General features: G+C 68.1%; 8 protein-coding genes. 3 read left to right on the top strand and 5 right to left on the bottom strand.

Features of this window, described 5'->3' with window-relative positions; all coding sequences use genetic code 11:
• Nucleotides 1–20 precede the first annotated feature (20 nt).
• The 5 genes from ACS5PM_RS04475 to ACS5PM_RS04455 form a co-directional block, all read right to left on the bottom strand.
• A complete protein-coding gene (locus tag ACS5PM_RS04475; protein WP_439385894.1) occupies nt 21–1,169 on the bottom strand; it encodes a glycoside hydrolase family 5 protein in 1,149 nt (382 codons plus the stop codon).
• Nucleotides 1,169–2,740, bottom strand: coding sequence for an alpha-N-arabinofuranosidase (locus ACS5PM_RS04470; protein ID WP_439385892.1), 1,572 nt, complete (start codon nt 2,738–2,740; stop codon nt 1,169–1,171). Before ACS5PM_RS04470 ends, ACS5PM_RS04475 begins: the two co-directional genes overlap by 1 nt.
• A 213-nt stretch (nt 2,741–2,953) precedes the next feature.
• Nucleotides 2,954–6,109, bottom strand: coding sequence for a TonB-dependent receptor (locus ACS5PM_RS04465; RefSeq protein WP_439385890.1), 3,156 nt, complete (start codon nt 6,107–6,109; stop codon nt 2,954–2,956).
• A gap of 71 nt (nt 6,110–6,180) precedes the next feature.
• Nucleotides 6,181–7,515 (bottom strand): hypothetical protein, encoded by a 1,335-nt coding sequence (locus ACS5PM_RS04460; RefSeq protein WP_439385888.1) that lies wholly within the window; start codon nt 7,513–7,515, stop codon nt 6,181–6,183.
• A gap of 213 nt (nt 7,516–7,728) precedes the next feature.
• Nucleotides 7,729–8,925, bottom strand: coding sequence for an ROK family transcriptional regulator (locus tag ACS5PM_RS04455; RefSeq protein WP_439385886.1), 1,197 nt, complete (start codon nt 8,923–8,925; stop codon nt 7,729–7,731).
• A 266-nt stretch (nt 8,926–9,191) separates the two neighbouring features.
• On the opposite strand from ACS5PM_RS04455, the gene ACS5PM_RS04450 reads away from it, so the two are divergent.
• The 3 genes from ACS5PM_RS04450 (at nt 9,192) to ACS5PM_RS04440 (ending at nt 14,339) form a co-directional block, all read left to right on the top strand.
• The gene (locus ACS5PM_RS04450; RefSeq protein WP_439385884.1) at nt 9,192–10,742 is read left to right on the top strand and encodes a GH39 family glycosyl hydrolase; all 1,551 of its coding nucleotides are present in this window, start codon (nt 9,192–9,194) and stop codon (nt 10,740–10,742) included.
• 104 nt (nt 10,743–10,846) lie between these two features.
• Nucleotides 10,847–13,216, top strand: a complete 2,370-nt coding sequence (locus ACS5PM_RS04445; RefSeq protein ID WP_439385882.1) for a VPS10 domain-containing protein — start codon at nt 10,847–10,849, stop codon at nt 13,214–13,216.
• Between the two features lie 46 nt (nt 13,217–13,262).
• Entirely contained in the window at nt 13,263–14,339 is a 1,077-nt protein-coding gene (locus tag ACS5PM_RS04440) for a LacI family DNA-binding transcriptional regulator (protein ID WP_439385880.1), read from the top strand.
• The last annotated feature ends 8 nt before the right edge of the window (nt 14,340–14,347 follow it).

The raw sequence follows: 14,347 nt of genomic DNA, 5'->3' as shown, positions 1-14,347 counted from the left end.
GCTTTCAAGAGGGCTCGCCGTCACTGCGCGGCGTTGACGATCGCGCCGATCACGTCGGGCAGCTTCTGCATTCCAGTGCCGCGGTCGATCAGCTCGCCGGCGTCCCACCACATCGGCACCAGGCCGTGCTGCACGATGGAGCGGGTCACGACCTGCGCCCAGTGGCGCCGGTACGCGGCCATGCCCGGAAACTGGCGTTTCACGTAGGCGCCGTACTCGCCCACGATGACGCCGACGCCCTGGTCCACGAAGGCCGTCTTCATCTTCTGGAACTGCGAGTCGGCCCAAGGCTCGTTGGCCCAGGTTTCGGTGGCCGAGGCGTCGGTGGCGATCGAGCCCCACTGCCAGACCTGGCTGTCGCCGTTGAGCGTGAAGTTGTAGGGGTCGTAGTAATGCACTTCCATGAACAGCCGGTTCGGCACGCTGTCCTTCGGCACGGTGTTGATCGCGACCGTGTTGTCGATGTTGGTGAAGTAGCCCTGCACCACCAGGTGGCGCCTGGCGTTGTGGCCGCCGGTGGCGCGCACCGTGTCCACGAAGGTCTGGTTGAAGCTGTTCTGCACCGCGGCCCACTCGGGCTTCGGCAGGCCCGAGGTGTTGGGCATGCCGACCTCGTTGGTGCCGGCGAACAGCAGGTGGTCGTCCTGGTCCTTGAACGCGGTGGCGATCTGCGTCCACAAGGTCGCCAGCCGGCCGTTGATCGCGGCCTGCTGGTCGTAGGTGGGGTGGTCCATCCAGCCACCGTCCCAGTGGACGTTGATCACCACGTACAGGCCGGCCTTGCGCGCGTAGCCCACCACCTCCTTCACGTGCGCCATCCACTGCGGGCTGATGCGGTGCTGCGCGTCGGCGTACTGGCTCCACGCGATCGGAAGGCGCACCGACTTGAATCCGGCCGCGCGGTACGCATCCATCAGCGCCTGGGTGGGCACCGGCTGGCCCCACGCGGTCTCGTTCGGGATGGCCTCCAGCGTGTTGCCGAGGTTGATGCCGGGCACCATCTCCTTCGACAACTGCACGCTGGTCAGCTCGCGCATGCCGCCGGTCGAGGCGACGGCGTCGCCGGCCGGCCGAAGCGCAGCGGTGCCGGCGCCGACAGCGCAGGCCGTCAGCGCGGCGACGACGGCCAGGAAGCCCAGCGCCGTGCCCAGGGTGGGAAGGCGATTCATCAGCGGTCCGCCTTCACCGTGACGACGACGATCGACTTCGGCGGCAGGTCCAGCGCCAGGCCCGGCGCGCCGGGCTTCGCGGCATAGGGCACCGGCACCAGCGCCTGCGGCCGGTCGAAGGTGTTGTGCGCGTCCATGGCCGCGGCGGTGAGCATGCGCCCCTGGACGGCGCCCGACAGGTTGGTCTGCACACGGGCCGGCCGGTCCGGATCGAGGTTGACGAGTGCGAGAACGGTCGAGCCGTCGGCCGCGCGTGCGGCGCTGAAGTCGACCGAGGGCAGCTCGGTCTCGCCCTGACGCCAACGCGGCGAGTCCAGTGCGGCCTTCAGCGGCGTGGCGCCCTTGAAGGGCTTGTACATGTCGAACACGTGGTACGTCGGCGTGAGCAGCATGCGCGGCCCGTCGGTCAGCACCATGGCCTGCAGCACGTTGACCATCTGCGCGATGTTGGTCATCTTCACGCGGTCGGTGTGGCGATGGAAGACGTCGAGCGACAGCGCGGCCACCAGCGCGTCCCGCAGCGTGTTCTGCTGGTAGAGGAAGCCGGGATTCGTGCCGGGCTCGGCGTCGTGCCAGGTGCCCCACTCGTCGACGAACAAGGCCACGCGCCGGCCGGGGTCGCGCTTGTCCATCAGGCCGCTGATGGTGGCGATGCGCGCCTCGATGGTCAGCGCCGAATGCAGCGTCTTCGCCCAGCGGTCGGCGTCGAAGCCGGTGGCCTGCCCCTTGTGCTCCCAGCCGAAGGGGATGGTGTAGTGGTGCAGCGTCAGCGCATCCAGATGATTGATCGACCGCTCCATCAGGATGTCGATCAAGTGGTCGTTGGAGGTGCCGTCGCCGGAGGCCACGCGCACCAGCCCGGGCGCCGAAAGAAAGGTGGCGTACTGGTTGTGCAGGTCGGACTGGTACTCGGGCCGCATGTTGCCTCCGCAGCCCCAGGCCTCGTTGCCGATGCCGAAGTACTTCAGCTTCCACGGCTTGTCGCGCCCGTTGCGGCGGCGCTCGTCGGTCAGCGCCGACTTGCCGCTGGCCGTCATGTACTCCACCCAGTGGCTCATGTCGTGCGGCGTCATCGACCCCATGTTCCCGGAGACATAGGCCTCGGTGCCGAGCTGCTCGACCAGGTCCATGAACTCGTGCGTGCCGACGCGGTTGCTCTCCGGGACGCCGCCCCACCAACGGTTCAACCGCACGGGGCGCTTGGCCGGGTCGCCTATGCCGTCGCGCCAGTTGTAGTCGTCGGCGAAACAGCCGCCGGGCCAGCGCACGACCGGCACCTCGAGCTTGCGCAAGGCCTGCACGACGTCGTTGCGCCAGCCCCGCGTGTTCGCGATCGTGGACTTGGGGCCCACCCACAGGCCACCATAGATGCCGCTGCCCAGGTGCTCGGCGAACTGGCCGTAGACCTCGGGTTCGATGCGCGGGCCGGCGGCCTCCTGCTGCAACGTGAGCCGGGCTTCGACCGCCTCGGGCGCCGCAGCGAAGGTCCAGGAGGCGAAGGCCAGTGCGCAGGCCGAGACCAGTGCACGCGCGCCGTGCAGCCACGGGCGGGAGGATCTGAAGTTTTTCACGTCGTGGGGTATGGGATGTCCTGGGGCATGGGCCGAACGGGCGACGAACATGAACGCGTCGTCGCCGTGAGCGGGATGTGCGCGGCCGCCCGGTGCGGTGGCACGGCAGGCGTCGATGGCGCCGAGGGCGCGAGGGTCGAAGCGGCACCGAACCGCTTCGACCCGCTTCCCGCGCCCGGCATGCCCATCAAGGGAAGGCCGCTCCGGCGGCGGTCAGAACCAGTAGCCCATGGACAGGCGATAGCTGCGGCCCGGATCGAACCAGGCGCGACCCATGTTGCCTATGCCCTGCTGCTGGGTCTGCCTCGTTACCACGTTGGTCAGGTTGCTCACGTTGAAGCTCGTCCACAGGTGGTCGTTGACCTTGTAGTTCAGGCCCGCGTCCCACTGGCCCACGGCTTCCTGCCAGACCGGCAAACCCCAACCGACGTCCTTCGGCGGCACCCCGCCATTGGCGGCCGCGCGGGCCGGATCGGCACTCGTGGCATCCCAGCCGCTCGCCCCGTAGGCGTTCGTGGCCTGCAGGGTGCGGTCACGCCAGCTGTACGCCAGTCGCGCCGAGATCGGCCCCTGGTCGTACATGAAGCCCACGTTGAAGGCGTTCTTCGACATGTACGGCACCGGCAGGTCCTGGAAGGGCAGGCCGTTGGTGTCGCAACCGTAGAGATTGCCCGGGATGTTCGTGCTGCCACCCGGGCAGTACGGCATCTTGAAGGGGTGATACAGCTCCTGCTTGCCGTCCAGGTAGGTGTAGTTCGCCGAGATGCCGAAGCCCTTCGCCCAGTCGGGCAGCATCTCGCCCAGGCCGGGGATCTTGTCGAAGTAGGTCATGCCGGCGAGCTCGATGCCGGCCTCCCAGAGCTTGGCCGCGTTGGCCGGCCCGGTGATCTGGAAGTCCTGCGGGTTGCCGGCCAGATCCTTGATGGTCCGGGTGTAGGTGTTGGACATGATGATGTCCTTGACCTGCTTGTAGAACACCACCGCCGTCAGCGACTGGCCATCGCGCGGGTACCACTCCAGCGACAGGTCGAAGTTGTTCGACTTCACCGGCTTGAGCTTGGCGTTGCCGCTGTTGTTGCCGGTGTAGGTGATCTGCTGGACGTGCTGGCCCGTCGGGTCCATCGTCACCTTCTGCTCCAGGGTGATGTACTCCTGCAGCTGCTCGAAGCCCGGCCGGTACATGCCCTTGGACAGCGCCAGCCGCGACTGCAGCTTCGGCGTGATGTTCATCTTCAGGTTCAGGCTGGGGATCACGTCGATGTGGCTGTCGGAGACATCCAGCGGGTCGTCGATGGTCCCGAAATGCGGAACGCTGGGGATCGGATCGTTGCCATAGTCCGGCTTGAACACCGTGTAGCCATGGGCCACCGTGTGCGAGCGGATCACCCGCACGCCCGCATTGCCTTCCACCGGGTACTCCCAGTCGTCGAAACCGAAGCGCAGCGTGCCGTAGAGGGCCTGCGTGTCCTCGCTGTGCTTGCTGGTGTTCTTGGGGTCACCGTCGAAGCTCTGGACCGTCCAGTCGCCGGCCGCGGTCGAGCAATCGTTGCTGGTGCCCTTGTACGCATTGGCGTCCTCGCACTGCTTGACGATCATCTGCATCAAGCCCTTGTACGAGCCCGGGTAGTCGCGCACCATCGCCATCGAGGGCACCACGATCGTCGGCGGCTGGCCGGACCGGCCATTGAAGAAGTTCGGGAACGCGAACGTGTTGACGCCGCCGGGCACCTGGTACCGCGGGTCGCTCATGTAGCCGAAGTTGGCCCTTTGCCAGCCCAGGTCGCCGGCATCCGGGAGCTGGCCCGGCACCTTGGTGGGCTGCACGGCCCAGGGCTCGGCGATGGACTTCCAGCCGCTCCCGCTGGCGTTCTGGTGGGTCGACGAGCGCTCCGTCAGGCGCACGCCGAAGCGCAGGTCGCGCAGCACCGGGTCGTCGAAGTTGAACCGGGCATCGGCCTTCCACGCATACAGGTCCGCCTCGGCCTTGTTGAGCGTGGGTTGGACGAAGTTCCAGTAGTAGTTGCCGGGATCGGCCAGGAAGTTGCGGGCCGTCTCGTCGAAGGTCAGGGTGGGCCGTTCGGTGGTCACGTCCAGGCCCAGGCTGGGCACGAAGGTGCCGAGGCCGATCATGCCGCCGCGCATGCTGTTGGTGGCATGGACCCACTGCAGGTCGTTCTGCACCGCCCAGCGGTCGTTGATCGCCCACTTGAAGTTCCAGGCCAGCTCGCGGGTGCGCCCCTCGGTGTGGCTGAAGCCCTGGTCGGTGCCCATCTTCAGGCCGCCGGCGGCGAACTGGTTGGCGCCCTGCCCGCCGATCGGATAGGACAGCGTGCCCGACTGGAAGACGCCGTTGTCGTCGTACTTGGCGTTGTCGATCTTGGTGCCGTAGGCGAACTCCGAGTCGGCGAAGATGCCGTTGGAGACATCGTCCGAAGTGAAGGCCGAGTCGAAGTAGGTCAGCGCCGACTCCATCCCGTTGTTCTTCCACTGCAAGGCGCCGTAGAAGCCGGCGCGCTCGCTCTGCCCGGAGTTGGTGTTCCAGGAGACGGATTCCGGCGCCCACACCGTGCGGCCCGGGATGAGGTCGGTGCGCGGGTAGTACGCGGAGATCCCGACCGAGTCGGCCCGGTAGGTGGACTTGTTGTACGACACGTCCACCAGCGCGCCGAACTCGCCGAGGTCGGTGGAGACACGGTTGGAGTAGAGGCCGGAGATGGCCGGCGAATTCTTGCCGCCGAACTCGCTGTAGTTGTCCGACGCGGAGAACGCGCCCGTCTCGCCCTTGGAGTCGAAGGGCAGCCGCGTGCGCAGGTTGATCTGCCCGCTGATGCCGCCTTCGATCAGTTCGGCCGACGGGTTCTTGTACACGTCGACGCCGGCCATCAGCTCGGGCGGCACCTCGCCCCAGCTCAGTTCGCGACCGGGCCAGCCCGCCGAAAAGCTCTCGCGCCCGTTCAGCGTGGAAGAGCCCCACGACAGGCCGCGGATCTGGACGCCCGAGCCCTCGACATCGAAGCCCAGCGCTCCGCCGCCGGTGCGGTTGCGATTGCGGTCCATCGTGACGCCCACCACGCGTTGCAGCACCTCGGTGATGGACTTGTCCGGCAGCTTGCCGGCCTCGTCGGCGACGACCGAGTCGACGATCTGCTCGGCGTTCTGCTTGATCTTCTGGGCCGTCTCCAGCGCCGCGCGCTGGCCGGTCACCACCACGGTCTGCGGCAGCTGCTCGGCGTCCTTGTCGGCCGTCACCGGTGCGGATGCCGCACCCGCCGGTGCCGGCGCCGCCGACTGCGCCAGCGCGCCGCCGCAAAGCAGCGCGAACTGCGCGGCCGCGACGGACAGCGCCGTCCTCTTGAAATGTCTCCTCATGATCCTCGTCCTCTGGCGAATGCCTGGGTGGGCCACCGCGCCGGGCGGAGGCAGGGAACAGCCTTGCGCTGTCACTGGAAGGTGATGCCGCCGGTGAGCGTCAGCTCCGTCGGATAGGTCGGGTAGTCCATCGGGGTGCTCGACACCGTGGTGTTCACGCTGACCGCGGAGAACTCGATCTTCGAGATCGCGTAGGTCTGCAACTCGCTCGCGACGTCGAGCGAGGCCAGAAGGAGGCCGCACACCTTGTCCGGGTCGTCCGGCTTGTCCGGATTCCGGTCATCCTTGACAAACGCGAAGCTCTTGAGGCTGACGCTGTAGTTCGCGGCGGCCGCCGCGGAGGGCTTCAGCGTCGTCCTCAGCTTCACATTGCAGGCATTGCCGTCCCTCAGGGCGAAGTGACCGAGGATCAGGTCGATGTTCACCCCGTTGCTGCCGGTGTTGAACCACTCGGCGTTCTGCGCGAGCCTGAGCTTCAACGCCGCCTGGGCATCGATGTGCACACCGGTGTTCGTGTCGCCCGAGGAGGCGAGCTCCGACAGGCCGCCAGCCAGCATGTTGAAGCCCCAGTAGCCCCCCATCCAGCCGTCGTTGTTGGGATGGTTCGGATCCTTCGGCTGCATCTTGTAGGAGAACGTGAACCTGCTGCCGTCGCCCGACACCGAGCGCGCACACCAGTTCGGGTCGCCACACCACCAACCATCCAGGTTGCTGCCCGCGAACGTGCCGATGGAGCCCTCTTCCGCGGTGGCCGACCCGTCGGCCTTGTAGCCGCTCAGGAAGGTCAACTTGGGCGCCATCTCGGTGCCGATCGGGATCTTCTTTTCCACCGACGGCGTCACGTAGATGTCACCGCCGTCCTGCGTGGCAGTGATGACGCACATCCCGTTGGCCAGCTTGAGCATCGAGCTTCCGCTCACCGAGCAGACGTCGGGGGTGCTGGACGAGAAGGTGATGGGCCGGTCCAGGTTGGACGCAGCGGTCAGCGGCACCGGAGTCGAATCCAGCGGTTGCCAACCCGGGTTGATGAAGCTGATCAGTTGCGGACGCTTGGGGATGACGAAGAGCTGGCTGGAAGAGGCCGGGGCGTAGCCATCGCCACCGGCCTGCGTCGCCGTCACCGAGCACTCCCCCGCCTTCAGCAGCGACAGCGTGCTGCCGCTGACGGTACAGGTGTCGGGCGTGTTGGACGTGAAGGTCACCGGTCCGCCGGAGCTGGAAGTCGCCACCAGCTCGACGGTCGCGATCTCGGGCGGAATGGCCACCGTCTCCCCTCCGGGAAAGGCGAAATCGACCGCCTGCACCGCCCCGCCTTCGTCGCCCCCCCCGCCTCCACCGCCGCCGCAGGCAGCCAGGAAGGCTGCGCAGGACAGCGCCACGGCCGAAAGCCCGATCGTCGTTGTCACTTGTCTCCTCATGGGTCCATCCTCTTCAGGTGTTTGATGAATTCGCTGCCGCCCGGGGCGGCACCCTCGACGGCCCTCTTCGCCGCCGCGTGGAATCTCTGTTCCGTGTGGTTGACCTCCAGCCGCCCCGGCGGTGCCGAGCTCGTACTGGTGCTTGGATGCGATAGCGGCGATGCCGTGGAAGCAGCTGTTCATGGGGACCAGTGATGCGAATCAGGGCCTCGGCGTCAGCCGCTGGAAACGGTGGAGCGGCACCTGTGCCTTCGCGCTGGGGCTCGCCAACCTCGAGGCGCCGATCGTGTGGGGCTGCGTCAGGCGATAGCGGGCGAGTGCCGCCGCCCCTATGGCCACCGCGTCGGCACCGAGCTGCGTGATCCGCACATCCGGCACCGACAGCCGGGCCGCGTCGGCGTATTCGCGCAGGGTCTGCAGCGCGGAGCCGAGAAAGGGCTCGCCGAGGGCGACAAGTTCGCCTCCCAGCACGATGCAACCGGGGTCGTAGGCGGTCGCGAGGTTCTGCAGCAGCACGCCCAGATAGCGCCCCGCCTCGGCCACGGCCTCGTCCGTGCCCAGGGCCGCCCGCGTGTTGATCAGCGCTTCGGCACAACCGCGGCGCCCGCAGGTGCAACGCGGCCCGTCGACCTGCAGGACGATGTGCCCCACTTCGCCGGCAAAGCCGCGATGGCCGGTGACCAGCTTGTCGCGCACCACCATGCCGGCGCCCAGGCCCTGGTTGATGCTCAGGTACAGCAGCGGACTCGTGGCCCGGGACGCGTTGAACTCGATCTCGCCCACGGCCGCCACGTCGGCCTCGTTCTGGACGAACAGCGCGATGCCGGCCAAGGGCGTGGGCGACAAGCGCTTCATCAGCAGCGCGCCCAGGGGCACGTCGCGCCAACCGAGGTTGGGGGCGAAGTGCAGGATGCCCCGGGCCTCGTCCACGCCGCCCGGCAGGCCCACGCCTATGCCTATGGGCCGTCGCCACGGCTCGTCGATTTCCTCGCACAACGCCAGCAGCGCGCGCGACAGGCCGTCCACGCAAGCGGCGGCGCCGGCACCCCGGTCGAAGCCGACCTCCAGCCGGCCCAGCACCTCGCCGGCCAGCGAGACCGCCACCACCCGCAGCGTCTTCACGCTGACCTCGGCCCCGAGCAGCAGCAGGCGATGCGGATCGATGAACAACGGCGTCGGCCGACGGCCAGGATCGCCGGTCGTCACCACCTCGCGCTCGACGAGCCAGCCGTCAGCCAGCAAGTCCCGCACGAGCGTCGTGACGGTGGAGCGGGTCAGGCCGAGGCAGGCCGACAGGTCCGAGCGCGACAGGCCGGGGTTCACGCACAGCTGGCGCACCACCGCCATGCGGTTCACACCCCTCAACAGCAGCTGACTGCCGGCGACCTCGACTGACACGACGGACCCTTCCAAAACGACCTGCCGTGCAGCCTAGGGAAATACGCGCCGCCTCTCATAACTGCCCGCTAACGGAGTTCTTTCGGCTGCAGCGCCGTGCCTGGAACGCCGCACATCCGCACGAGGGTTAGGCCATCGTTAGGTGTTGCCGAGGCGATCGCGTTAACTTCTCGCGCCCCGCCATGCGAGGGCTGGTCCGGCCGCCATGGCCGGCCGCGACACCCATGCCGCTCTAGAGGAAGCAGGAAGTGCGAAACATTCGTTCGATGACCTTGGGACTGGCCGTGGGCATGTATGCCGTGACGGCCCACGCGGGAGGCTCCGCGCAACGCCACGTGCAGCTGGACCTGTCCCGCGCCACCACGCCGGTGGACCGCTCCTTCGACCTCTCGGTCGGCGCAGACTACCCCGGCACCACCGGCCGTGCCGAGAACCTGGCGCAGCTCAAGACCGCAGTCGACGAGCTGGGATTCCGGTACCTGCGCTTCCACGACATCTTCCATGACTCGCTCGGCACGGTGCGCGAGGTCGATGGACGCATAACCTATGACTTCAGCGGCATAGACAAGCTCTACGACGCGCTGCTCGCACGCGGCATCAGGCCTTTCGTCGAGCTGGGCTTCACGCCGGGCGCGATGACCACCTCCAAGCAGACGATCTTCTACTGGAAGGGCAACACCTCGCACCCCAGGCCGGGACCGTGGACGGAGCTGATCGAGGCCTTCATGCGCCATCTCATCCAGCGCTACGGCGCGCAGGAGGTGCGCCAGTGGCCGCTGGAAGTGTGGAACGAACCCAACCTCGACGGCTTCTGGGAGCGCGCCGACCAGAAGGCCTATTTCGAGCTCTACGCCGCCACCGCCCGCGCGATCAAGCGCGTCGATCCGGCGCTGCGGGTGGGTGGCCCCTCCACCGCCGGCGCCGCCTGGGTGCCCGAGCTGCTGGCCTATGCCAAGGCCAACGGAGTGCCGGTGGATTTCGTGACCACGCACACCTATGGCGTGGAGGAAGGCTACCTCGACGAGTACGGCCAGTCCGACCGCAAGCTCTCGCCCAACCCCGACTCGATCATTGGCGACGTGCAGCGCGTGCGCAAGGAGATCGAGGCCTCGGCCTTCCCCGGCCTGCCGCTGTACATCACCGAATGGAGCACCAGCTACAACCCGCGCGACAAGGTGCATGACAGCTACATCAGCGCCTCGTGGATGCTGACCAAGCTGCGCGGCACGCGCGGCCTGGCGCAGGCGATGAGCTACTGGACGTACAGCGACCTGTTCGAGGAGCCGGGTCCACCCGACCGGCCGTTCCACGGCGGCTTCGGCCTGATGACCCGCGACGGCGTGCGCAAGCCGGCGTGGTTCGCCTACAAGTACCTCAACGCCTTGAGCGGCAACGAGATCCCCAGTGCCGACAAGGCCGTGCTCGCCGCGGCCGACGGCCGCAAGACCGCGGTGCTCGCGTGGGACTGGCAGCACCGCGAACAGCCCACCAGCAACGGCGTGTTCTTCGGCAAGCCGGTGCCCGCCATCGACTCGAGGCCGGTGCAGCTGGACCTGCGCCACCTCGCGCCCGGCAGCTACCGCGTGCAGGTGCGCCGCACCGGCTACCAGGCCAATGACGCGCACACCGCCTATCTCGAGATGGGCTCTCCCCAGGAGCTGAACGCCGAGCAGTTGCGCAAGCTGCAGGACCTCACCACCGACCAGCCGGAAGTCGACCGCGTGGTCCGCGTCGGCCCGGGCGGCCAGCTGCAGTGGAAGCTGCCCATGCGCAGCAACGACATCGTGCTCGTCACCCTGGAGCCGGCCACGAAATAGAGACTTTCGACCGGGTGAGCCGCGCGGCACCTGGAGCGTGTGAACCTCGCACGCCGCACAGCGCCTTCCGTTGATTCCGCAAAACCAAGTTGGAGACCTTCCTCATGTTGAACAGGCGACAGTTTTCTTCCCTTCCCGCCCTGCTGGTCGGCGCCTTGGCCGGTTGTGGAGGCAGCAACGGGGAATCCGCAGGCCAGGCGGGTGCACTCGGCACGCGCACCATGGGCGCGATGGGCGTGAACGCAGCGGATGGCGCGGGCGCGCGGTCGACATGGAAGAGCGTCAAGATCGGCGGCGGCGGCTACGTGCCGGGCCTGGTCTTCCACCCCACGACGCCGGATCTGCTCTACGCGCGGACCGACATCGGCGGCGCCTACCGCTGGAACCCGAAGAAGTCTTCGTGGGTGGCGATCACGGACCAGATGGGCCCGAACGAAGGCTTCTATCACGGCGGCGAGAGCATCGCGCTCGATCCGAACGACGACAGCCTGCTGTACCTGAGCACCGGCATGTACAACTCGGCCGATGGCCAGGGCCGGCTGTACATCTCGTCCGATCGCGGCAAGACCTGGGATCACGTCGAGCTGCCCTTCTCGGTGGGCTCGAACAACGAAGGGCGGGCCATCGGCGAACGCATGATGGTCGACCCGAACCAGCCGAAGATCCTGTACTACGGCTCTCGCACCGCCGGCCTGTGGAGGAGCGGCGATCGCGGCCGGACCTGGAGCCAGGTCACCTCCTTCTCGTCGACCTGGATGACCCAGGAGCAGATCGCCGCTTCGAACGGCAGTGCCAAGGGCGTCGAGTTCGTCGTGTATGACACCTCGACCCGCGCCACGGGCAAGGCGACGAAGACGATCTACGTGGGCGTCGCACCCGACTACGCCAGCGCCGCCGGCCTGGCCTTCAACCTCTACAAGTCCACCAACGGCGGCAAGAGCTGGACCGGGATCCAAACGCCGGTGTCCGGCTTCCACATCCCGCACATGGTGCGCGCCGACGACGGCATGTTCTACGTCGCGTTCACGCAGGGCCCCGGCCCGGGCGCCAACGGCCCGGCCCGGTTCTACAGGTTCGACGGCACCACCTGGACGCTACTCAGGAGCTTCGACCCGGACCAGTGGACGAGCTTCGGCTTCGGTGGCGTGTCGGTCCACGGCAGCGGCGCCACGACCCGCATCGCCCTGGGCGTCACCAACACCTGGGGCAACTGGCAGGGCCAGCCGGTGGTCCAGCTGTCGGACGATGCCGGCGCCACCTGGCGCGAGATCGCGGCCATGAAGCCGCACGCGCCCGACGGCGGCTTCTCCGGATGGGTGGACGACGTCGAGATCGACCCGTTCGACCGGGACCACATCCTGCACGTGAGCGGCGGCGGCGTCTGGGAGACGCGCGATGCCTCGTCGGCCGACCCGAGCTGGGTCTTCCTCGTCGAGGGCATCGAGGAGACGGCCAACGTCAGCATGATCACGCCTCCGGCCGGCTCGCCGTACCTGCTGCTCAACAGCTCCATGGACGTCGGCATGCTGGTGCACACGTCGCTGGACCAGGCGCCGACCCTGGGGCCGCGGGGCAACCTGTCCTTCGGATCCGGCCAGTGCGCCGACATGGCGTGGTCCACCCCTTCGTACATCGCTGCGGTGGGCGCGACCACCTGGGGCAGCACCGTCGCCGGCGTCTACTCGACCGACTCGGGCGTGACCTGGGCCGCCTTCGAGACGAACCATCCCGATGCCCTGTCCAACCAGAGCGGCGAATCGAACATCGCCGTGACCCAGCCGGACCACGCCGTCTGGGCGCCCGCCAACTCGGTGCCGTACCACTCGACCGACAACGGCAAGACCTGGACGCCCACGAACCTGTCGTCTCTTTCCTGGGTCGGCGTCAACCGCAGTTATCGGCTCGCGGCCGACCGCCAGAATCCGGCGAAGGTCTATGCCTACGACTCCGGCGGTGCCTGGTGGACCAACACGACGGGCAAGTTCTACTACTCCACCGACGGCGGCCACAGCTTCACGCAAAGCACCTCGCCCGCCCTGGACAGCCTGCGCTGCAACAACTACCAGACGACGGGACTGGTGGTGAATCCGTACGTCGAGGGCGACGTCTGGATCGCCGACGGCAACAGCCTCTACCACTCGGTGGATTCAGGCGTCACCTGGACGAAGCTGACCTCGATGCAGTCGGTGTGGGGCGACAATGAACCGTGGAAATACCCCGTCCTCTTCGGTGCCACCGTGGTGGCGCTCGGCAAGCCGGCGCCCGGTGCGTCCTATTCCGCCGCCGTGTACATGGTCGGCACGGTGAGCGGCGTGTGGGGGGTCTACCGCTCCGACGACGCAGGCGAAACCTGGACGCGTATCAACGACGACCAGCACCAGTACGGCGGCATCGGGACCATGGCGGCCGATCACGACGTCGAGGGGCGCGTCTACATCAGCGGCGGTGGCCGTGGGGTTCTCTACCGCGGATGAAGCCGAGCCGGGGGCCGGGGGATGGCCGCAGGGGCGGCGGCCGTCGATGACCCCGGACTCCCGCCGCCGCAAGGCCGCCACCCTCGCCGATGTCGGCCGGGAGGCGGGTGTGTCCGCGATGGCGGCGTCCGCGGTGCTGAACGGTTCCCGCACCACGTCCAGGATCTCGGAAGAGACCCGGCAACGGGTCGTCGAGGCGGCGCAGCGCCTGGGCTATCGCGCGGACGAGACCGCCAGGGCCCTGGCGAGCCGTCGCACCAACACCCTCGGCATCGCTGCCACGCTGCTCGGTCCGGAGCCGAACCAGTACTTCCTCGAAGTCTTCAACGGCGTCCTGCAGGCAGCGGTGGCCGCCGGGCAGAACACCACCGTCTTCCCGGTCGAGGGCTGGAGCGAGCCACGGCGCATCGCGCGCCTTTGCGACGGCCGCATCGACGGTCTCATCCTGCTCGCGCCCATGCTGCAGGAGGCCCCCGACGACTTCCTGCCGCAGCACACGCCGGTCGTCACCATCCACTCCAATCGCCGGCACGCGGATGTCGTCAACGTCGAGTCCGACGAGGAGGTGGGCGCCTTCGCCATGGTGCGGCACCTGCTGGCGCTGGGGCACCGGCACATTCTTCACGTGGGCGGCCCGCTCCAGTCCATTGGCGCCGCGAGGCGCGTCGAAGGCTACCTGAGGGCCCACCACGAGGCCGGCATCGAGCCCCTGCAAGACGGCGTCACCCGCGACGAGTTCATCTTCGAAGGCGGCCGCCGCTCCCTTCAAGCCTGGCTGGAGCGGCACCGCACGCAGCCCCTGCCCACCGCCGTGTTCGCCGGCAGCGACGCCATGGCCTTCGGCTGCATCGAGACGCTGCGCCAGCATGGCCTTCGCGTACCGGACGACGTCTCGGTGGCCGGGTTCGACGACACCGCGCTGGCGCGCAGCGCGCAGCTGGCGACCGTGCGCCAGCCGCTGCTGGAAATCGGCCGGCAGGCGGTCGAGGTCCTGCTCGCCTGCGTGGAGGGGCATCGGCAGGGCTCGCTGTACCAGGGGCCGCGCAACATCGTTGCGCCGACCGAAATGGTCCTTCGCGGGACCGTTGCCGCGCCGCGCGTCGGTTTGCTGTCGATTCGCTGAGCCCGCAC

Source organism: Ideonella flava, from assembly GCF_051857595.1.
Lineage (GTDB): Bacteria > Pseudomonadota > Gammaproteobacteria > Burkholderiales > Burkholderiaceae_C > Ideonella.
The sequence above is the reverse complement of the archived record's forward strand: the minus strand, read 5'-3'. Positions and strand labels throughout refer to the sequence as shown.